This is a genomic window from Kitasatospora sp. NPDC001119, from assembly GCF_053598475.1.
In genome coordinates this window covers 70,052-90,681 of the sequence record NZ_JBSFKI010000033.1, presented here as the reverse complement: position 1 = coordinate 90,681, position 20,630 = coordinate 70,052, and the positions used below count along the sequence as shown (strand labels likewise).

19 protein-coding genes are annotated in these 20,630 nt (G+C 71.8%); 13 read left to right on the top strand and 6 right to left on the bottom strand.

The window, feature by feature from the left end; all coding sequences use genetic code 11:
* Window positions 1-123: 123 nt before the first annotated feature.
* On the top strand, window positions 124-600 hold the full coding sequence (locus ACWDD9_RS33010; RefSeq protein ID WP_449813627.1) for a GNAT family N-acetyltransferase: 477 nt from the start codon (window positions 124-126) through the stop codon (window positions 598-600).
* A 139-nt stretch (window positions 601-739) separates the two neighbouring features.
* Here ACWDD9_RS33010 and ACWDD9_RS33005 read toward each other — a convergent pair whose 3' ends face one another.
* Window positions 740-961 (bottom strand): DUF397 domain-containing protein, encoded by a 222-nt coding sequence (locus tag ACWDD9_RS33005; RefSeq protein WP_449813626.1) that lies wholly within the window; start codon window positions 959-961, stop codon window positions 740-742.
* Window positions 961-1,818, bottom strand: coding sequence for a helix-turn-helix domain-containing protein (locus ACWDD9_RS33000; RefSeq protein WP_380662667.1), 858 nt, complete (start codon window positions 1,816-1,818; stop codon window positions 961-963). The genes ACWDD9_RS33005 and ACWDD9_RS33000 overlap by 1 nt, the downstream gene beginning before the upstream one ends.
* A gap of 473 nt (window positions 1,819-2,291) precedes the next feature.
* On the opposite strand from ACWDD9_RS33000, the gene ACWDD9_RS32995 reads away from it, so the two are divergent.
* The 3 genes from ACWDD9_RS32995 to ACWDD9_RS32985 all read left to right on the top strand — a co-directional run bounded on the left by ACWDD9_RS32995 (window position 2,292) and on the right by ACWDD9_RS32985 (window position 4,748).
* Complete coding sequence (locus tag ACWDD9_RS32995) at window positions 2,292-2,570, top strand: hypothetical protein (RefSeq protein WP_449813625.1); 279 nt, start codon at window positions 2,292-2,294, stop codon at window positions 2,568-2,570.
* Between the two features lie 187 nt (window positions 2,571-2,757).
* Entirely contained in the window at window positions 2,758-3,489 is a 732-nt protein-coding gene (locus ACWDD9_RS32990; protein WP_375874822.1) for a hypothetical protein, read from the top strand.
* A gap of 20 nt (window positions 3,490-3,509) precedes the next feature.
* Window positions 3,510-4,748 (top strand): radical SAM protein, encoded by a 1,239-nt coding sequence (locus ACWDD9_RS32985; protein ID WP_449813624.1) that lies wholly within the window; start codon window positions 3,510-3,512, stop codon window positions 4,746-4,748.
* Between the two features lie 103 nt (window positions 4,749-4,851).
* On the opposite strand, the gene ACWDD9_RS32980 is transcribed toward ACWDD9_RS32985, so the two are convergent.
* Window positions 4,852-5,445, bottom strand: coding sequence for a hypothetical protein (locus ACWDD9_RS32980; protein ID WP_049650074.1), 594 nt, complete (start codon window positions 5,443-5,445; stop codon window positions 4,852-4,854).
* Between the two features lie 439 nt (window positions 5,446-5,884).
* Between ACWDD9_RS32980 and ACWDD9_RS32975 the strand changes: the two genes are divergently transcribed.
* The 5 genes from ACWDD9_RS32975 (at window position 5,885) to ACWDD9_RS32955 (ending at window position 11,993) form a co-directional block, all read left to right on the top strand.
* Entirely contained in the window at window positions 5,885-7,231 is a 1,347-nt protein-coding gene (locus ACWDD9_RS32975; protein WP_074002528.1) for an extracellular solute-binding protein, read from the top strand.
* Entirely contained in the window at window positions 7,228-8,193 is a 966-nt protein-coding gene (locus tag ACWDD9_RS32970; protein ID WP_449813623.1) for a carbohydrate ABC transporter permease, read from the top strand. The genes ACWDD9_RS32975 and ACWDD9_RS32970 overlap by 4 nt, the downstream gene beginning before the upstream one ends.
* A complete protein-coding gene (locus ACWDD9_RS32965; protein ID WP_053111977.1) occupies window positions 8,190-9,017 on the top strand; it encodes a carbohydrate ABC transporter permease in 828 nt (275 codons plus the stop codon). Before ACWDD9_RS32970 ends, ACWDD9_RS32965 begins: the two co-directional genes overlap by 4 nt.
* A gap of 2 nt (window positions 9,018-9,019) precedes the next feature.
* On the top strand, window positions 9,020-10,855 hold the full coding sequence (locus ACWDD9_RS32960; RefSeq protein ID WP_449813622.1) for a glycoside hydrolase family 36 protein: 1,836 nt from the start codon (window positions 9,020-9,022) through the stop codon (window positions 10,853-10,855).
* A gap of 73 nt (window positions 10,856-10,928) precedes the next feature.
* Window positions 10,929-11,993, top strand: coding sequence for a LacI family DNA-binding transcriptional regulator (locus ACWDD9_RS32955; protein WP_117487024.1), 1,065 nt, complete (start codon window positions 10,929-10,931; stop codon window positions 11,991-11,993).
* A 14-nt stretch (window positions 11,994-12,007) separates the two neighbouring features.
* On the opposite strand, the gene ACWDD9_RS32950 is transcribed toward ACWDD9_RS32955, so the two are convergent.
* Window positions 12,008-12,835: a DeoR/GlpR family DNA-binding transcription regulator gene (locus ACWDD9_RS32950; protein WP_449813621.1), complete on the bottom strand. Its 828-nt coding sequence runs from the start codon at window positions 12,833-12,835 to the stop codon at window positions 12,008-12,010.
* A 111-nt stretch (window positions 12,836-12,946) separates the two neighbouring features.
* Here ACWDD9_RS32950 and galT point away from each other — a divergent pair, with 111 nt between their 5' ends.
* Both galT and galK read left to right on the top strand, forming a co-directional pair.
* On the top strand, window positions 12,947-14,119 hold the full coding sequence (gene galT, locus ACWDD9_RS32945) for a galactose-1-phosphate uridylyltransferase (RefSeq protein ID WP_449813620.1): 1,173 nt from the start codon (window positions 12,947-12,949) through the stop codon (window positions 14,117-14,119).
* Complete coding sequence (gene galK / locus ACWDD9_RS32940; RefSeq protein WP_449813619.1) at window positions 14,116-15,243, top strand: galactokinase; 1,128 nt, start codon at window positions 14,116-14,118, stop codon at window positions 15,241-15,243. Before galT ends, galK begins: the two co-directional genes overlap by 4 nt.
* Before the next feature lie 28 nt (window positions 15,244-15,271).
* Here galK and ACWDD9_RS32935 read toward each other — a convergent pair whose 3' ends face one another.
* The gene (locus tag ACWDD9_RS32935) at window positions 15,272-15,934 is read right to left on the bottom strand and encodes an NADPH-dependent F420 reductase (RefSeq protein WP_049650753.1); all 663 of its coding nucleotides are present in this window, start codon (window positions 15,932-15,934) and stop codon (window positions 15,272-15,274) included.
* A 195-nt stretch (window positions 15,935-16,129) separates the two neighbouring features.
* On the opposite strand from ACWDD9_RS32935, the gene ACWDD9_RS32930 reads away from it, so the two are divergent.
* Together ACWDD9_RS32930 and ACWDD9_RS32925 are read left to right on the top strand one after the other, a co-directional pair.
* A complete protein-coding gene (locus ACWDD9_RS32930; protein WP_449813618.1) occupies window positions 16,130-16,909 on the top strand; it encodes an SDR family NAD(P)-dependent oxidoreductase in 780 nt (259 codons plus the stop codon).
* Window positions 16,910-16,977: 68 nt separating this feature from the next.
* A complete protein-coding gene (locus ACWDD9_RS32925) occupies window positions 16,978-17,817 on the top strand; it encodes a helix-turn-helix domain-containing protein (protein WP_234348310.1) in 840 nt (279 codons plus the stop codon).
* A gap of 128 nt (window positions 17,818-17,945) precedes the next feature.
* Here the strand turns inward: ACWDD9_RS32925 and fxsT are convergent, their stop codons facing one another.
* Entirely contained in the window at window positions 17,946-20,513 is a 2,568-nt protein-coding gene (gene fxsT / locus ACWDD9_RS32920) for an FxSxx-COOH system tetratricopeptide repeat protein (protein ID WP_449813617.1), read from the bottom strand.
* Window positions 20,514-20,630 lie beyond the last annotated feature (117 nt).

Below are 20,630 nucleotides of genomic sequence, written 5' to 3'. Positions count from 1 at the left end.
CCTTCGATTGTCGTCGGTCTCGATTCGGGTCGGGCCGAAGCGTCCGCGCCCTATCGTCCCGTACGGGCCGAGGCCACCGCGTCCTCCGCCCGTACCTCTTCCGCCAACCGCCCTGGGAACCTCATGCCCGCCACCGACATCACCCCACCGAACCCCTGGCCCGGCATCGGCCTCACGGTCACCGATGCCCCGGAGCCCACCGACGTATCGCTCGTCTCCGATGCCCTGGACCGGTTCAACACCGACACGACCGCCATCGACGACCGCCGCCCGCTGGCCGTCCTGGTACGCGACTCCCGGACCGGCCGGGTGATCGGCGGTCTGACCGGTCGCACCTCACTCGGGCTGTTCTTCCTCGACCTGTTCTTCCTGCCGCGCGAGCTGCGCGGTGGCGGCCTGGGCAGCGAGATCCTGCGCCGGGCCGAGAACGAGGCCCGCGCACGCGGCTGCCGCACGGCGGTGCTGTACACGATCAGCTTCCAGGCGCCCGGGTTCTACGCGAAGCACGGCTGGCGACGCCTGGGCGACGGCCCGTGCGACCCGCCGGGCACCAGCAGGGTCTTCATGACGAAGGACCTCGCCCCGCCGGCGGCCCCCTGAATCGGCCGGGCCGCACCGGGGCGGGTCATGCCGGAGCAGGACCCGCCGGCTGTTGCTCTGGTCAGTCGTGCGGCGGGCGGCGTCCTGGCTGATCGGTTGCGCGAGAAGTCGGTTGGGTCGACTTCTCGCGCAGGTGTGCTCACGTGTTGGGAAGTTCGCCGGCCTTGATGGCGGTGAGGAAGGCGGACCACGCGTCGGCGGGGAAGACGAGCGCCGGGCCGTTGGGGTCCTTGGAGTCCCGGACGGGAACGGTGCCGGTAAAGCCGTCGGCGACCTCGATGCAGTTGCCCTGGTTGGCGCTGTACCTGCTCTTTCGCCAGGTGGCGCCAGCCAGGTTCACTTCGCTCCGATCGGTGATCATCACTCAAGTTCCTTTGCGATCTGCGCGATAAGTCGCCGTGACGGCGCGACGTCGAGGGCAGCTGCCCGAAGCCGGTCAAAGGCCTGGTCGTAGGCTGCGACGTCGTCATCTCGTTCGAGATAGAGACTACTGGTCAAGGCCTCGGTGTACACCACGTCGAGATCTCCTCGAACAGGGAAACTCAGAATTGCGAACGACCCATGCACGCCCGCGTGGGCGCCGGCTGAGAAGGGCACCACCTGTACGGTGACGTGCGGTTCTCTGGAGACGGCGACGAGCTGCTGCAACTGCCTCGCCATGATGTTCTGGTTGCCGATCAGGCGGCGAAGCGCTGCCTCATCCACGATCGCCCATAGCTTCAGAGGTTCCTCTCTCCGGAGCGTCGCGTTCTGGCGCGCCAAGCGAACGTCGACCAGTGCGTTGATCTCGTCGGGTGTGGCCTCGGGCTCAAGCTGTCGGATCAGTGCACGCGCGTAGTCGGCAGTTTGGAACAGCCCCGGCACGAGCGATGATTCGAAGTTCCGGATCGATACAGCCTCCGCCTCGAAGCTGATGAACGAGGCGTAGTGCTTCGAGATCACATCCGAGTACGGCTGCCACCACACCCGACGTTTGCCCTCGCGCGCCAGCGTCTCAAGTGCCTCCCGCATCTCCGGGTCGGTGACTTCGTAGACGTCGAGCAGTATCCCGACCTCGTTCGCGCGCACTCCGTGGCGGCCGTTCTCCAACCGGCTGACCTTGGATTGATGCCAGCCGAGCCGGACTGCTACGTCATCAACCTTGAGGTTGAGTCCCTCGCGGATCTTTCGGAGTTCCCCGCCCAGCATCCGTCGGCGGACCGTCGGTGTTGCGGCCACGCTCCGACCTCCCCTCGTCGCACTCTGTCGTCGGCCCACAGTCTGACGTGATGGCAGTGGGTTCGTCACATCGAATCTCAAAAGACATATGCACATTCTTGAGTTCCGTTGCACTGACTGGCCAACACAGGGCATGCTACGTCCCGTAGCTCGATGCACCACACAGCGTGATCTCGGTGCCGATGGACCGGGCATTCCCATGCCTCTTACCGGCCCTCGATTGCGATCGTCCCTCCCCAAGCCGGAAGAGGCCCTGTCATGCCCGGAACATTGGAGAAGTACTCCTGTCGGCTGCCCCGTAACCGCAAGCCCCTCGCCATCGCCAGAAAGCTGCCCCGCGACTTCCCCTCCGACCCGGTGGCGGGAATCGGGTCGGCCGGGTGCGGGCTCCCCCTCGTCTCCCGCCTCGCCGTCGGGTGGGGCTGCTGTCCGCGCGAGGGTGGCATCGGCGAGGTCCAGAACGGAGGTTCGCGATGAGTGACGGGTTCCCCTTCTCCGTGATTGTCGAGATCGTGGGCCTCACCAAGCCCACCGTCTTCGACAGCCTCTTCGACGCCCTCGACGTCCTCCGGGCCGGACTCGCCCTGCTCGCGTTGGACGCCGACCAGGCCGCCGACCTCAACAGCCGGTTCGGCCCTCGGTCCGCCGGGGGGATCGGCCACCGGTTGTACCACTTCGGCGCGGTGGGGGCCGTCGCGTTCGTCGGGCCCGACCCGTTCCCGGTCTACGTGCGTCGAGTGGCCTTCGATTGACCGGATATGAATGATTCTGTCGGCGTATCGGTCATATCGCATGAGGCAGTTGGTGCGAACGTGACCATTTGTGGTGAGCCGCTGTTAGGCTGCGCGCCTGAATACGAACTCTCCACGATGTAAAAGGACTTGGAAGAGCGCGTGAAGCTCTCTTCCTCGCCGTCGCCGCCGACACCCGAGGAGCCACGTGAGACCCGAAGACGTCCCCCTGCTGTTCCAGGAGTTGGCCCGTGAGTTCGCCGACGTCACCGGCATGTCGGTGGCGGCGACGGGTTCACTCGCCCGCGGCGACCACCGCACCGGGCCGGACGGAGACGTCGTCTCCAACCTCGACCTGATCCACCTCGTGGCCGAGGACGCGCCCGTGCCGGAGGTCCGGGCCGTGGTGGGGCGGCGGATGCGGCGGATCTCCGACGCCTTCGGGATCGAGACGACGTCCGTCATCGCCCGGCTTCCGGCGTTCCGGCTGGCCGGCCACGCCCACTACCGGATCAGCATGCGGCCCGAGTGGTTCTGCGACGGCCTCGGGCTCGGGCCGGAGGCCTTCGACCTGCCCGGCCACGAGGACGACCCGCGCGCGGCGCTGGCCTGGATGATGCAGCCCGTCCCCTACTACCTGGCGAAGGCGACCGTCCAGGATCCGCCGACCAACCTGGCCAAGGCCCGCAGGGCCGCGACGCGGCTGGCCGACCGGTTCGACCTGGCCGGGATACGCGACGACCTCGACAACCTCCCGCGGGCCCTGCGCACCCTGATCGCCGAACGGGGCCTGACCCCGCTCGAATCCACCGCCCGCTACCTCGACGCCCCCACCCACCCCGCCGTCGCGCAGCGCGTCCGCGACGCTGTCTTCGTCGAGAGCATGGGCCTGCCGTCCGCCGACTCGATGGTCGTCCTGCTGCCGTCCGCCTCGAACTGACCCCCACCGGAGAGCACCCCATGTCCACTCGGCAGCACGTGGAGATCCTGCCCCCGCACCCGTTGCGGGCCGGCTACGACCGGGCCCTGGAGCGCGGGTCCATAGCCGACGACTTCCAACGGCGCCTGGAGCCGGCCCACTTCAACCCCGGCTACCTCGGCGCCCTGACCTCGCGGGTCGAACAGGCCCTGCTCCGGGACCCGGCCGACGAGGCCATGCGGTGGCGCCTGGCGTTCCTGCTGCTCCAGAACAACGCCACCGCGGCCGCCGTCGAACGGGCCGAGGAGCTGCTCGCGGACGCCACCCTCCCGCAGGCCCGGCGCCTGGCCCAGCTGGTGGCCGGGATCCGCGGCCGGGCCGACCGGCCGCGTACGGGCCGGCGCGTGCGGCGGGTCAACTGGTCGATCAACAACCGCTGTCCGATGTCCTGCCAGGGCTGCTACAACCCGTTCGCCGCCGAGCAGATCGACCTCGCCCAGGCGGACCGGATCATCGGGAAGCTGGCCGCGCACGGGACGACCGACCTGGTCCTGGCCGGCGGTGACCCGCTGCTGTGGCCGCCGATCTTCGACGTCGTCGACCATGCCATCGCCGCCGGGCTCAAGGTCGGCCTCGACACCACCGGCTACACGCTCACCGCCGAGAAGCTCGCCCGGCTCCGGGGGCTGTCCTCGCTGCGGCTGCCGCTGGACGCCGTCACCGCGGACGTGCAGCGGGCGTTCCGTCGCAGTCCGGACAGCAAGCTGCTGGACGCGCTGCTGGAATCCCTCGCGCTGTGCGACGCCGAGGGCTTCGACCGGGTGCGGGTGCACACCGTGGCGAGTGCCGAGAACCTCCACCAACTGCCGGAGCTCGCGGCCGAGATCATGTCGCACCCCTCGGTCGCCCAGTGGGTGATCTTCCAGTGGTGGGGCCGACGGGCGTCGCCGGACACGGTCCGCCGGCTCGGAGTGGCGGTCGAGGACGTCCGCGAGGTCGTGGACGGCATCCGGCGCGACCACCCCGGCCGGGAGATCCACCTCGCGGAGAGCAGCGAGCGGGAGCTGCTCAACTGGATGATCCAGTCGAGCGGACAGGTCGTCACCTTCGGGTCGGGGGCCGAGGAGGAGTTCATCCTGGGCAATCTCCTGACCGACGAGGTCGAGGAGATCCTGACCCACCCGATCCTGGACTTCGAAGCCATGTCGCGCGGGATCCCGGTCACCCCGGGGACGCGGTTCCCCGGCGCCGACGGGGAGCCGCGGTCGGCGGAAGGCTGAGTCCGGGTGAGCGGCTGACGGGCGGCTGGGACGCGGGACGGTCGGACTCCCCGGCGGGCACCGGGCGTTCGGCGCTGCGCGGTGCCCGCCGGGGACGGTCGGATCAGGCGGCGAGCAGGTACCAGCCCCCGAGGCCGCTGCACATGCTCGCGTTGTAGGTGCCGGCGCGGAAGCCGGCCGGAACGGGCTGGTAGGGGCACATGTACTCGCCGACGCGGGCCAGTTGCTGGTACCACGAGCCGATGTTGCCGCAGCCGGAGTTCATGTGGCCGGTGAGCACGTACCCGGGCGGGATCGGTGAGCCCGCGCAGGTGTACTGGCCGTCGCGGGGCACTTCCAGGTACCAGTAGTCGATGCCGCTGCAGCCGGTGGCGTTGTGGAGGGTGATCACGTAGCCGGGGGGAATCGGCGAGGTGGCGCAGGTCCAGATGCCGTTCTGCACGGGCTGGATGTACCAGGCGCCGGCCTTGTTGCACCCGCTCGGCTGGCGCTGGGTGATCACGTAGCCGTCCGGTATGGGTGTGCCGGGACAGACCCAGCCGGGGGAGGCCTGGGCGGCGGCGACCGGTGCCGCCGCCGGTGCCGCGGTGGCCGTGCCGGCGGCCGTGCCGGTGAGGACGGCCACCAGCAGGGTGACCACCCCCACCGCGGCGGCGAGCCGGCCCCGGACCGTCGCCGTCCATGAACGACCGGGCACGTGGCGATGCTTGATGTTCACTACTCACCAGTCCAATCGACGGGTCCGCGGAGCGCCGCGCGATGGCCGTACGGCGCCGTGCCGCGAAGCTGGAGCGACCCTAGTCGGAGGGGTGGCGGGGCCGGTCGAAAGTGGATGGATGCATGACAAATCTGGCCGGAAACCGATCCGGGGCCAGCCCGCCGGGTCGGGCCACCGGCTGATAACGGAACGGTTGCGGAGCCCGTCGTTCCCCTCTCCAGGTCTTGACGGCACGGGGAGGGCGGGCGTTTGCTGTGTCCGCTCGTTGGAACCTGTTTGGTTCTGGTTTGTTTTGTGTGTTTGAACGTTCAAAACAGCAGAGCAACCCCCGCCTGCGCCCAGCACCCCCTCGCACCACCCTTCGCGCCACCCCCTTCGCACCACAGCCTTCCGGCGCCACCCCACCGAGAGGAATGCAATGTCACACCTTTCCCGACGCGACCTTCTCCGCGCCTCCGGAGCCGGCCTGCTGGCCGTCGCGGCCGGCGGCTCCCTCGCGGCCTGCGGCGGCGGCTCCGGCTCGGGAGGCGCCGCCGGCGGGGACGCCGACACCGGCACGATCACCGTCTGGTCCTGGGCCACCGCCGCCGACGCCCTGCGCGGCATCGTCCCGGCCTTCGAGAAGGACAACCCGGGGATCAAGGTCGACGTCCAGGACATCGGCGAGCCCGCCATCTGGGACAAGATCACCGTCGGCCTGGCGGCCGGCGGCCAGGGCCTCGGCGACGTCCTGCACATCGGCTGTGACTACCTGCCCGGCTACCAGGAGAAGTTCCCCGGCGGCCTGGCCGACCTCTCCGCGCTCGGCGCCGACGCGTACAAGGACAGGTTCGCCAAGGGCCTGTGGCCGGTCGTCACCGGCAAGGACGGCCACGCCTACGCGCTGCCCTGGGAGGTCAACGCGCTCGGCTTCTTCTACCGCAAGGACTACTTCGACAAGGCGGGCATCGACCCCGAGACCTTCGCCACCTGGGACGACCTGCTCGCCGTCGCCGACCGCTTCAAGGCCGCCAACCCCGGCATCGCCCTGATCGGTGTCAACCGGGCCGCCAACCCCACCCCCGACCTGGACTTCCTCCAGGGCCTGATGCAGCTCCAGGGCGCCTTCTACTTCGACCTCCAGGGCAAGATCACCGTCGCCTCGGAGCCGGCCGTGCGCGCCCTGACGATCATCAAGCGGCTGGACGAGGCCGGGCTGATCGGCGACACCCCCGGTGTCCAGAGCTGGCCGCCGGTGATGAAGACCGGCAAGCTCGGGGCGGCCGCGATGCCCACCTGGGTCGCGCACTACCTGGAGAAGAAGTTCCCCGACCAGAGCGGCAACTGGCGCCTCACCAAGCCCCCGGCGGTCACCCCCGGCGGCAAGCGCACCGCCCTGGTCAACTCCACCCACCTGGCCGTCGCCGCCTCCAGCCCGCGCCGCCGCGCCGCCTGGAAGTTCGTCGAGTACGCGCTCACCCGCGCCGCCTCGGTCAACACGATGTTCAACGCGGGCGGCGTCTTCCCGGCCCTCACCGAGGCCTACACCGACCCGATGTACGCCGCCCCCAGTGCCTTCTACGGCGGCCAGCCGGTGCTCAAGACCTTCACCGACCTCGCCGTCGAGGGCGGGGACCCGACCAACTACTCCGGCGACTACGCCCGCGCCCTCAAGCTCGTCAGCGACGCCCAGACCAAGGTCTTCCTCAAGGGCGCCGACCCGGCCGCCGTCCTCCAGGACGCCGCCAAGCAGCTCGCCCAGCAGACGGGACGCGGTATCGCATGAGTGCCGCCAGCCCGCCCGCCGCCCTCACCAAGGGGTCCGAGGGATCGAAGGGGTCCAAGGGAACCGCGGGGCCCGGCCGCTCCGGCCGGCTCCGCCGCGCCCGCTGGCGCCGCGGCGCCGTGCCGTACCTGCTGCTCGCCCCCGCCCTGCTCACCTTCGGCGTGTTCAAGGCCTACCCGGTCATCGACTCGCTGCTGCTCTCCTTCACCACCGGCTCCGGCGCCGCCACCCGCGACGCCGGACTCGCCAACTACCAGCGCCTGCTGGACGATCCGCTGTTCTGGACGGCCCTGCGCAACACCGGCGAGATCCTCGTCGTCCAGGTCCCGCTGATGCTCGGCCTGGCCCTGCTGATGGCCGTCGGCATCAACTCCGCGCTGGTGCGCTGGCGTACGGTGTGGCGGCTCGGCGTCTTCATGCCCTCGGTCACCGGCCTGGTCGCCACCGGCGTGATGTTCGCCTACCTGCTCAAGGCCGACGACGGCGCCGTCAACTGGCTGCTGAACGCCGTCGGCCTGCCCTCCGTCGACTGGCTGGGCCAGCCCGTCTGGGCCCGGATGGCCGTCGTCGTGGTGCTCACCTGGCACTACACCGGCTACAACGCCGTCATCTACCTCGCCGGACTCCAGTCCATACCAAGGGAGTTGTACGAGGCCGCGATGGTCGACGGGGCCGGCCCGATCCGCCGCTTCACCTCGATCACCGTCCCCGCGCTGCGCCCGGTGCTGCTGTTCACCGTCGTGCTCTCGACCATCGGCACGCTCCAGCTCTTCGACGAGCCGTACGTGCTGACCGGCGGCGGGCCGGACAACGCCACCCTGACCGTCTCCATGTACCTGTACCAGAACGGCTTCCGGTACTTCGACTTCGGCTACGCCTCCGCCATCGCCTACGCGCTCACCCTGCTCGTGTCGGTGCTCGGTGCCGTCCAGATGCGCCTGATGGGGGAGAAGGACAAGTGAACCTCAAGAAACTGCGCGGCTGGCCGCTGACCTTCTTCCTGGCCGGCGTCACCGGGCTGTCGATCGCCCCCTTCTACTGGCTGGTGGTCTCCGCCACCCGCAAGGACACCGAGGTCTTCGACTGGCCGCCGAAGCTGCTGCCCGGCGGGAGCCTCGGCGAGAACCTGAGCCACCTGGAACAGAAGATCGGCCTGCTCCGGGTGGTCGGCAACTCCCTGCTGGTGGCGGGGGTCCAGACCCTGGGCGCCCTAGTCGTGGCGCTGCTCGCGGGCTACGCCTTCGCCAAGTTCCGCTTCCGCGGCCGCACCCTGCTCTTCGCGCTGCTGCTCTCCACCCTCGTGGTGCCCGAACAGGTCGTGCTGGTACCGCTGTTCAAGATGATGACGGACTTCGGTCTGCTGGACACCTACCAGGCGCTGATCCTGCCGGGCCTGTGCGTGCCGTTCGCCATCTTCCTGATGCGGCAGTCGCTGAGCAGCCTGCCGGACGAGCTCCTGGACGCCGCCCGGGTCGACGGCGCGGGCGAACTCCGGGTGCTGTTCAGCGTGGTGGTGCCGGTCATGCGGCCGGTGCTGGCGGCCCTGTCGATCTTCCTCTTCCTGGGCTCCTGGAACCAGTTCGTCTGGCCGCTGATCGCCCTGCGCAGCCCCGAGATGCACACCCTGCCGGTCGCCCTGGCGACGCTGCACGGCAACAAGTCCAACACCGACTACGGCGCGATCCTCTCCGGCACCGCGCTGTCCACCCTGCCGATGATGGTCCTCTTCCTGGTCCTGCAGCGGCAGTTCATATCCGGCCTGCTGGCCGGCGCCACGAAGGGCTGACCATGACCGAGACGAACGACACCGGCACGACCGTGAGCACGGCCGGCGCCACGGCCGGTACGAGCGGGACGACGGCCGGCGCGGCCGCAGCCGACGTCTGGGAGCCGCACGCCCCCACCGCCGCCGGCGGCCTGCGTCCGCTGTACGCCGACGGGCTGGACCTGCGGGTGAGCGGCACGGGCACGGCCCGGGGCGTCGCCGACGGCGTGGTGGAGGTGACGGCCGAGGGCCCGGGCGAGGTCCGGATCGAGTGGCGGGTGCCCTGCGTCGACGCCACCGCCCTCTGGACCCCCGAGCCGCGCGGCACCGGCTGGCTGCCCGCCGCCTGGAGCGCCCCGCGCCGCACCTCGCTGGCCAACGGCGCGCCGATCGCCGCGCTGGTCGGCACCGGCGACGTCGCCCTGAGCGCCTTCGCGGCCGACCGCCCGGACGTGCTGGCCGGGGCCGGAGTGGTCGAGGAGACCGGCGAGTTCCGGTTCTGGGCCCAGGCCACCGACCGGCTCACCGTCCGGATCGACACCTCGCGCCGGCACTTCGGGCGCGCCCTGGCCGACCTGGCCGCCTGGTGGGGCGAGGGCCGTACGGCCGACATCCCGGAGGCCGCCCGCCGTCCCGCGTACTCCACCTGGTACTCGATGCACCAGGACATCACCCCCAAGGGCGTCGAGACCCAGGCCGCGCTCGGCAAGGAGCTGGGCCTGGACGTGATCATCGTGGACGACGGCTGGATGACCGCCGACCGCACCCGCGGCTACGCCCACTGCGGCGACTGGGAGCCGGTCTCGCTGCCCGACACCGCCGCCCACGTCCGGCGGGTGCACGAGCTCGGGGTGCGCTACATGCTCTGGTACGCGCTGCCGTTCATCGGCAAGGACAGCGCCGCGTACCGGGAGATCGGCCACCTCGCGCTGGCCGACGCCGCCCACATGGGCGCGATCGTCGCCGACCCGCGCCACCCCGAGGTCCGGGCCTTCCTCACCGACCGGCTCGTCCGGGCCGTCGAGGAGTGGGGCATGGACGGCCTCAAGGTGGACTTCGTCGACTGGTTCGCCCGGGCCGCGGAGCGCGACGACGCCCCGCCGGCCCGCCCCGGCGCGGACTGCGCGAGCGTGGACGAGGGCGTGGAGCGGCTGCTCGCCGCGATCCGCGGCCGGATCACCGCCGCGAACCCGGAGGCGATGATCGAGCACCGCCAGCCGTACGTCAGCCCCGGCCTGTGGCCGTACGCCACCATGATCCGCGCCACCGACTGCCCGCTCAGCCCGCAGGAGAACCGGCAGCGGACCATCGACGTGCGGCTGGCCGCCGGGCCCGTCCCGGTCCACGCCGACATGCTGATGTGGCACCGGGAGGAACCGGCCGAGCAGGTCGCCTGCCACCTGATCAACGTGCTGTTCTCGGTGCCGCAGATCTCCGTCGACCTCGCCGCCCAGAGCGAGGAGCAGCGCGAGGCGATCGCCTTCTGGCTCGGCGTCTTCCGCGAGCACGCCGACACCCTCCAGCTCGGCGAACTGCTCCCGGCCCGCCCGGACCTCGGCTACCCGATGGTCACCGCGCGCGGCACCGGCGGCGGGACCGGCGCCGGTACCGACACCGGCACGGTGGCCGTGGCCCGGTACGCCGCGCTGCCGGTGGACGCCTCCGGCGACGACTGGCGCACCCTGCTGGTGGCGAACGCCGACGCCGACCCGGACGTCCGGCTCACCGGCGGCCGCGGGCAGGTGGCGGTGACGGTGCAGGACGCCCGGGGGCGTATCGTCCGGCAGGGCGAAGTCGAGCTGGACCGGGCGGACGTGATCCCGGTGCCGCGCGGCGGGATGCTGACCCTGCGTCGCTGACCGCCTCCGGGGCCGCCGGCCGGCCCCCGGGCCCCGGCCCGCTCCGCGCACCCGACCACGTCTGGAGAACCGCATGCCCGAGGGACCGCACCGGCCGCGCCGCGGCGCCACCACGATCGAGGAGGTCGCCCGGGCGGCCGGGGTCTCCCGGCAGACCGTCTCCAACGCGCTCAACGCGCCGCGGCGGGTCCGCCCGGAGACGCTGGACCGGGTGAACGCGGCGATCCGCGAACTCGGGTACCAGCCCGACCAGTCGGCCCGCTCGCTGCGCAGCGGCGCCCGGCGCACCCTCGGCTACCTCGCCCCGGTGGACGACCCGCTCGACCCCAACCCGCTGATGGCCGGCTTCCTGGAGGCCCTGGTCGATGCGGCCGGGGCGGCGGGGCAGCGGGTGCTGCTGTTCCGGCCGGGGCAGGGCGCGGCCGACCCGGTGGCCGCCATCGACGAACTGGTGGCGGCCCGTCAGGTGGACGGACTGGTGCTGGCGGACGTCCTGCACGAGGACGTCCGGATCGCCCACGCGGCCCGGCTCGGCGTCCCGTTCGCCAGCTTCGGCCGGACCGGCCCCGGCGAGCCCCAGCGCTGGGTGGACATCGGCAACGAGGCGGCGATGGCCGAGGTGGTGCGGCACCTCGCGGCGCTCGGCCACCGCCGGATCGGCTACCTCGGGGCCGCCGAGGAGCTGCCCTGGATGGCGGCGCGGCGGGCCGGGTTCCTGGCCGAGGCACGCCGGTTGGGCCTGTCCGCGGTGGCGGTGGGGGCTTCCGGGGCGGGGAGTTCCGGTACGGCGGCCGCGGGGTCCGTGGTGGCCTCCGTGCGGGCGCTGCTGCGCGGGCCCGACCGGCCCACCGCCTTCGCGGCCGGCAGCGACCTGCTGGCGCTGGACGTGTACGAGGCGGTCCGGGCGGAGGGGCTGGTGGTCGGGCCCGGCGGGGTGGCCGTCACCGGGTTCCACGACACGCCGCTCTGCCGCCACCTCCACCCCGCGCTGACCTCGGTCCGGCTGCCGCTGCGGGCGATCGCCACGGCGCTGGTCGGCCGGCTGCTGGACCAGGTGCGCGGGGAGACGGCGGCGGGGGAGGGGCTGGAACTGCCCACCGAGCTGGTGGTGCGGGGGAGTTCGGGCCGGCCCGGCTGAATCCTTCGGATCCGTCAGCCGGTTCGGCCCGTGTGGTCCGCCGTCGCGGCCACGATCAGCTCGCCGACCAGTCCGGCGGCGGCCGCCCGCTGCTCGGCGGGCAGGGCGTCGTCGGTGACCAGGACGTCCAGCTGGTCCAGGTCGGCGAAGGAGGCCAGGCCGACCGCGTTCCACTTGGTGTGGTCGGCCACCACGACCACCCGGCGGGCCGAGCGGAGGAAGGCGCGGTTGGTCTCCGCCTCGGCCAGGTTCGGGGTGGTCAGCCCGGCCTCGGGGGAGAGGCCGTGGCAGCCCAGGACCAGCAGGTTGACGTGCAGGGAGCGGATCGCCTGGTCGGCCACCGGCCCGACCAGCGCGTCCGAGGGGGTCCGCACGCCGCCGGTGCGGATTACCGTGGCGGTGGACGGGGTGCCGTCCTCGGCGGGCTGTTCCAGCAGCTCGGCGATCCGCAGCGAGTTGGTCACCACGGTGAGGCCCTCGACCGAGCGCAGCCGCCGGGCGACCGCGTAGGTGGTCGTCCCGCCGGCCAGCCCGACCGCCGAGCCCGGCGGTACGAGCGCGGCGGCGGCCCGGGCGATCGCCTCCTTGGCGGGCAGCTCCCAGTGCGCCTTGGCCTCGAACCCGGGCTCGCCGGTGGCCGGCGCCTCGACCCGGACCGCGCCGCCGTGCACCTTGTGCACCAGGCCGCGGCGGGCCAGCGCGTCCAGGTCGCGCCGGACCGTCATGTCCGAGACCCCGAGGTCGCGGACCAGTTCGGTGACCCGGACCCCGCCGCGCGCGCGGATCCGCTCCAGGATCAGCACGCGGCGCTGTCCGGCGAGCGGTTGGGCGCTGTCAGCCATCGGGAGGCCTCCTTCGACCACGTCCGGTGCGTGGTCCTGGTGGATAATGTTTGAGATTGTAGCTTTCTGTTGATTCCGGTGTTCCACTCAGAGCTCAGAGGAAGAAGGGCCATGCCCGGGACGTCCCTGACCCAGCCCACCGTCAGGACCGTGACCACCCTCGCGGACGGTCGGCAACTGATCTACTACGACAGCGGCGCGGCCTGCGACGCCGCCTGTGACGGCGGTACGGCCTGCGGTGGTGGCACGGCCTGCGACGGCGGCACGGCCGCCCGCCGCGACGCCGTGGACGAACGGCCGCTCGACCCGCAGGCCCCCGGCTCCGAGGTCCGGCTCGACCCGGCCACCGGCGACTGGGTCACCATCGCGGCCCACCGCCAGGCGCGCACCTACCAGCCGCCGCCCGAGGAGTGCCCGCTCTGCCCGTCCCGGGACGGGCGGCACAGCGAGATCCCGGCCGCGGACTACCAGGTGGCCGTCTTCGAGAACCGCTTCCCCTCGCTGGCCGGCCCGCCCGCGGAGCCCGTCCGGGCCGCCGAGGGCCTGTGGACCAGCGGCCCCGGCGCCGGGCGCTGCGAGGTGGTCTGCTTCACCGCCGACCACGAGGCCTCCTTCGCCGACCTCACCCCCGAGCGGGCCCGGCTGGTCCTGGACGCCTGGACCGACCGCACCGCCGAACTCTCCGCCCTGCCCGGCGTGCGGCAGGTCTACTGCTTCGAGAACCGGGGCGCCGAGATCGGCGTCACCCTCGCCCACCCGCACGGCCAGATCTACGCCCTGCCCTTCACCGCGCCGCGCACCGCCCGGATGGCCGCCCGCGCCGCCGAGCACCGCGCCACCGCCGGCCGCAACCTCTTCGACGACCTGCTCGCCGCCGAACGCGCCCACGGCGAGCGCGTCGTCCTCGCCGGGACGCACTGGACGGCCTTCGTCCCCTTCGCCGCCCGCTGGCCGTACGAGGTGCACCTGTACCCGCACCGCAGGGTGCCAGACCTGACCGCGCTGGACGCCGACCAGCGGGAAGAATTCCCCACCCTCTACCTGGAGTTGCTGCGCCGCTTCGACCGGCTCTTCGGCACCGGCCGCACCCCGTACATCTCCGCCTGGCACCAGGCCCCCGCCGATCAGCGGGACGAACTCGCCCTGCACCTGGAGCTGTTCACCATCCGCCGCACCGCCGACAAGCTCAAGTACCTGGCCGGGGTGGAATCCGGCATGGACGCCTTCGTCAACGACGTCACCCCCGAGCACGCGGCCCGCCGGCTGCGGGAGGCCACCGCATGAACGACTTCGCGCAGCTGTACGGCCGTCCGCCCGAGGGGGAGTGGGCCGCCCCCGGCCGGGTGAACCTGATCGGCGAACACACCGACTACAACCTCGGGTTCGTCCTCCCGATCGCCCTGCCGCAGACCGTCCGCGCCCAGGCCGCCCGCAGCGGGGACGGACAGCTGCGGCTCTGGTCCGCGCAGGGCCGGGAACTCGTCGCGCTCCCGGTCGACGACCTCGCGCCGGGCTCCGTGCCCGGCTGGGCCGGCTACCCGGCCGGGGTGGTCTGGGCGTTGCGCGAGGCCGGGTACCCGGTCGGCGGGGCGGACCTCCGGCTGGACAGCGACGTGCCCAGCGGCGCCGGGCTGTCCTCCTCCGCCGCACTGGAGTGCGTCGTCGCCGCCGCCTACAACGACCTGTACGGGCTGGGCCTTTCGGCCGCCGAACTGGCGGTGCTCGCACAGCGGGCCGAGAACGCCTTCGTCGGCGTGCCCTGCGGGATCATGGACCAGATGGCCTCGATGTGCTGCCGCCCCGGGGCCGCGCTGTTCCTGGACAGCCGGCACCTGACGATGCGTCAGGTGCCCGTCGACCTGGCCGGCGCGGGCCTGGCCCTGCTGGTCCTGGACACCCGGGTGAAGCACGACCTCGGCGACGGCGCCTACGCCGCGCTGCGGGCCGGCTGCGAACGGGCCGCCGCCCTGCTCGCGTTGCCCGCGCTGCGCTCGCTCCAGCCGTCCGGGCTGGCCGACGCGCTCGCCCAACTCCCCTCGGAGCTGGTCCCGTTGGTGCGGCACGTGGTCACCGAGAACGCCCGGGTGGAGGCCGCCGTCGCCCGTCTGGACGCCGGCGACCCCGCCGCGCTTGGCCCGATCCTCACCGCCGGACACGCCTCGCTGCGCGACGACTACCGGGTCTCCTGCCCGGAGACCGACCTCGCCGTCGAGGCCGCCGTGGCCGCCGGCGCCCACGGTGCGCGGATGACCGGCGGCGGCTTCGGTGGCTCGGTCATCGCCCTGGTGGACGCGGACGCGGCCGGACACGTCGCCGCCGAGGTCACCGCCGCGTTCCGCGCGGCCGGGTACGCGGAGCCGCGCACCCTCACCGCCGTCCCGGCGGAGGGGGCGCGCCGGCTCCGCTGAGCTGCCGGCTCCGCCTCCTGCGGCGGGGTCAGGCCTTGTGGGCCGCCGGGCGCTCCGGGGACGCCTCCGCGAGCGCCCGGGTGACCGCCTCGACACCGGCGCGCAGCCCGTACACCGGGGTGGCCGGCTGCTGGCGCCAGGACTCGTCGATGCCGCCCGCGTCCACGGTGTCGAAGCCCAACTCGTCGACCAGCGCCCGGACCACCCGCTTGGCCGCCTCGTCGTCCGAGGCGACCGGCACGGCCAGCCGCTCCGGGTCGCCCGCCGGGCGCGGACGCTCCAGCAGGTCCTGGGCGTAGGTGCCGTTGAACACCTTCACCACCCGGTGCCCGATGTGCTGCTCCGTCCACCGGCTCTCGGTGAGCCCGCCGTCCTCGATCGCGTCGATCCGGCCGTCGCGCTCCTTCGGGTAGTAGTTGCCGGTGTCGATCACCGCGACGCCCTCGGCGGCGCCGTCCAGCAGCCCGGCGGGCAGGTCCGGCACGTTCTTCAGCGGCACCGTCACCACCACCACCTGTGCCCCGCGGGCGGCCTCGGGGACCGTCACCGCCGTCGCCCCGGTCTCGTCGACCAGCGCCTTGAGCGTCTCCGGGCCGCGGGAGTTCGCCACCGCCACCTCATGCCCCAGCGCGGTCAGCCGCCGCGTCAGGTTGCCGCCGATGTTGCCCGCGCCGATGATGCCGATCTTCATGGGAAGTCCTTCTTCGCGAGTGCCGTAGTGGACCGTCGCCTTGGCCCAACCACCCGGTGATCGCTCCGATTCCCGGTCGGGAGGGCGGTTTTCCGGAGCCGTTCTCCAGAGGTGTCTTTCGGAGGGTGGTCCTCCGGGACCCACGGTCGGACCGGGCCTGGTGCCGGCCCGGCGCCGGTCCCGAGGGTGGACGCCATGAACAACATCTCCTCCGACGCCACCACCCCCGCCGTCCTCGTCACCGGCGGCACCAGCGGCATGGGCTTCGCCACCGCCCGCCACCTCCTCGGCACCGGCGCCCGGGTCGTCGTCACCGGCCGCGACGAGGACCGGCTCGCCCGCGCCGCGGCCCGCCTCGACGCCGGCGACCGGCTGCTCACCGTCCGCGCCGACGCTTCCGTACCCGCCGACCTCGCCCGGCTGGCCGACACCGTGGGTGAGCGGTACGGCCGCCTCGACGGGGTCTTCGCCAACGCGGGCGTGGCCGGCTTCCAACCGGTCGGCGAGGTCGTGGAGGCCGAGTTCGACCGGATCGTCGCCACCAACCTCAAGGGCGTGTTCTTCACCGTCCAGCACGCCCTGCCGCTGCTGGACGCCGCCGGCGGCGGATCGGTCGTCCTCAACGCCTCCTGGACCCCGCACCGCGGCCTGCCCGGCGCCGCCGTCTACGCCGCCAGCAAGGCCGCCGTCCTCAGCCTCGCCCGCACCCTCGCGAGCGAACTCGCCGGGCGCGGCATCCGGGTCAACGCGGTCAGCCCCGGCTACATCGTCACCGAGATGTTCCACGCGGCCGTCCCCGACCCGGCCGACCACGAGCCGATCCGCCGCCACGTCCCGCTCGGCCGGCTGGGCACCGCCGAGGACGTCGCGGAGACGGTCGCCTTCCTGCTCTCCGAGCGCTCCTCGTACATCACCGGTCAGGACGTCGTGATCGACGGCGGGCTCGTCCCGGCCTTCCCGTCGCTAACCGGCTGAGTGCCTCTTCGTGCCTGGTCCTGGCAGGACCAGGCACGGCGGCACCCGTCCGGGTGAGAATCCATGACGTGAACCCGAGCAGCGCCCTGAGTGAATTCCTCCGCACCCGCCGCGCCGGCCTGCGCCCCGAGGACGTCGACCTCCCCGACTACGGCGGCCGCCGCCGCGTCGCCGGACTGCGCCGCGAGGAACTCGCCCACCTCGCCGGCGTCAGCGTCGACTACTACACCCGCCTCGAACAGGGCCGCGTCGGCAACCCGTCCGACGCCGTCCTCGACGCCGTCGCCCGCGCCCTGCGCCTCGCCCCCGACGAGTCCGGCCACCTCCACCGCCTCGCCCGTCCCACGCCCAGGCCGCGCCGCCGCCCCGCCGTCCGCCAGCAGCCGCGCCCCTCCCTGCTGCACCTGCTGGAACAGCTCCACCACACCCCCGCCGTGGTGATGGGCCACCGGATGGACATCCTGGCCTGGAACCGCGCCGCCGTCGCCCTGTTCGGCGACTACGGCGCCCTGCCCGTCGAGGACCGCAACATCGCCCGCATCACCTTCCTCGACCCGGCCTCCCGCGAGCTCTACGCCGACTGGGCGGGCTGCGCACGCGAGAACGTCGCCTTCCTCCACCTCGAAGCCGGCCGCCGCCCCGACGACCCCCTGCTCGCCGAACTGGTCGGTCAACTCTGCCTCGGCAGCGAGGAGTTCCGCCAGATGTGGGCCGACCACCCGGTCGCCGACAAGACCTCCGGCCGGAAGTCCTTCCGCCACCCCCTCGCCGGCACGCTCGACCTCGCCTACGACACGCTGCGGCCCGCCGACGACTCCGGACAGGCGCTGGTCACCTACACCGCCGACCCGGGCTCGGCCTCGGACGACGGGTTGCGGGTGCTGCTGTCGTGGGCGGCGTCGGGCTGACTGGGCGAGCTCGGAACAATTCGTGCGGAGCCAAGAGCCAGCCCTTGGGGTCGCATACAGATGCCGGGTCTGATGGTTGGCGCCGCGGCCTATGCTTGGACCTGTCGCCGCTATCGATGGTGTCCGAATTAGGCGTGGTCGGAAATTTCTTCATTCGTCAAGTCGATACCTGCATGTGTCGCGGACCCATGCTGCTTCAGAAAAGCCATGACGTGCCTGGTGGTGATGGCATCCGGATGGTTGGGCCCGAGGAGACGCTCCTGGTCGGCGAGCGTCGTCATGAGCACTGGTTCGGCTTCCCGCCTGCGCCCGCTGCGCCAGAGGGAACTGGCAAGGTTGACCCGAGTGGTCATGGCCTTTGGGTGACGGTCGCCGAGAATGCGTTCGGCATCGAAGAGGGCTCGCTCGAACAGGCGGATCGCATCGTTTGTACGCCCTGCTGCCTGATAGGAAGCGGCAAGATTATTTCGAGCGGTAATGGTGTGAGGATGGTCTGCGGGAAGGGTCCGCTCGGTGTCAGCGAGCAGGCCTTCCAGTAGTGTGATGGCGTCGCTGGTGTGGCCTGCCTGCTGGTAGCTCGCGGCGAGGTTGTTTCGGGTGGTGAGCGTCTTGGGATGGTCGCTGCCAAGAGTGCGTTCCGCATTGGCGAGCACATGCTCCTGGAGAGATATGGCGTCCTTGATGCGGCCAGCGCTCCGATAGGCGTCGGCGAGGTTGTTCCCTGTGGCGAGGGTATCGGGGTGTTCGGCCCCGAGGATGCGTTCGGCATCGATGAGTACACGCTCTTGGAGTGTGATTGCATCGTCGGTGCGCCCCGCGGATTTGTAGGCGTTGGCGAGGTTGTTTCGGGTGGCCAGGGTGTGCGGGTGCTCCAGGCCACGGATGCGTTCGATCTCGAACAGTGATTTCTCGAACATGCTTACGGCGTCCTCGAAGAGTCCCGCCTGGTGATAGACGCTGGCGAGGTTGTGGCGGACCGTGAGGGTGTTGGGATGGTCCGGTCCGAGGGTGCCATGTACGCCAGTGAGGAGGCGTTCCAGCAATTCGAGGGCCTTCTGAGTGTGCCCCGCCTGCATATAACTGGCGGCAAGGTTGTTGCAGGCCCTGAGCGCGTTGGGGTGATTGGTGCCGAGGGCTTGTTCTGCTTCGGCAAGGAGGCGCTCTTGGATCTCGATGGCGTCGCTGGTCAGTCCAGCCTCCCAGTATGCGGCGGCGAGGTGGGCGAGACTGTCACGCGTGTGGGGATGCTCTGTGCCGCAGATGTGTTGGAGCATGGTCGCGAGCTGGCTCCAATGCTGAACGGCACTGGCGTAGAGGCCTGCACTGATCAGACTTTGGCCGGCGCGGCGAAGGAGTTGGTGGAACCCGTCGAATATGTCTCGAAGCTGGTTACGAGACCGCTCAGTCAGGGCGTCGGTGTTCACACGCAGGACGGCAGCAAGTTCACGGTCGGTGTGGTCCTCTGCTGGCCACAGGGCGATCAGGGCAGCGACCGCCGCTCGGAACGGGCCTTGAAGGTCGGTGGCTGTGTCCGAAGTCGCGCGGGAAGTAAGGGCATGAAGGGCGATCTCCCGCTTCGGGGTCTCGGTGAGGGTGATGAGGCTGTAGTTGTGCAGTACGGCGAGCGCGTCCAGCGCGTCGTCGGCCGCGACGGGAGTGCCGCGAGCGCTGCTGAGGTAGTCGAGTACCGCCTCAGTGCTCCATAGCTCCTGAGGGTGCCCGGCCGGGTCGAGGAGCGCGGCCAGGTGGAGGACGGGCTTGGCGAGGCCGATCGGCTGCTCGAGCATGGCCGCGTCGAGGGCCAGGAGCAGTGCCGCTGCGACTGGGCCCCGGTAGCCGTCGGCGCCGGTGCGGGCGGGGAGGACGGCGTCGAGGCTGCGGGTGCGGTCGCGGAAGAGTTCGAGGTAACGGCCGCAGTTTCGGCGGGTGTTGACCATGTAGGCGGCGGCGTGGGCGAGCGCGAGCGGAAGGTGGCCCAGTTCTTCGGCGAGCTCGGCCGCGTGCTCGTCGAGGAAGCGGGCGCACTTCGCCCGCTCCAGCCGTTCGCTCAGGTAGCTGATGGATTCGGCGGGGGAGTAGGTGCTGACGTCGATGAGCGTCCGGTCGCCGCCCGTGCTGGCGGCGCCCCGGTGGCGGGTGGTCGCGATGACCCGCCCCCGGCCACCCCGGCTGGTGACGGGCCACAGCTGTTCGGGGGTGTGCTCGGTGGTGTTGTCGAGGACGATCAGCCAGCTGCGCTCGGTGGCGGCGAGCCAGGCCAGGAAGCGCTCGGCGTCCTGCTCGGCCTCGCCGTTCGCTCCGGGTACGCGGAGTTCCACGGCGGCTCGGGCGTACTGCTCCGTCACGGCGGAGGGTTCGGCGGCGTCGGCCCACAGGACCAGGTCCGTGCCCGTCTCGACGGCCTCGCGTGCGTAGTGCGCCGCGAGTTGGGACTTGCCGACGCCTCCGCCACCCGCCAGCACCTGGCTGAGCACGACCGTCCCGTACTGCCCGCGCGCCGCGTCGATCTCCTCCCGCAGCTGCTCCCGGGGCTGGAAGGCCGTCGCCTTCGGCGGGATCCGCCCGATCACCACCGGCCACTCCACCGGGGCGGTCGGTGCCGCGTACTGGTGGAAGGTCATCTGCCGGGCCTGCTGCACGCTGCCGTGCACGGTGGCGCTGCCGTAGATGCCGTTCCTGACCTGCCCGTCCTGCACGTGCCCGCCCCCGCCGCCCGACCCGCTGAACCGGCCTCCATTATGGGAGCCGGAAACGGCGCTGCCGTGCCGCCCGGGGATCGGGCGGCACGGCAGCGTTCGTGACGGGCGGGACGG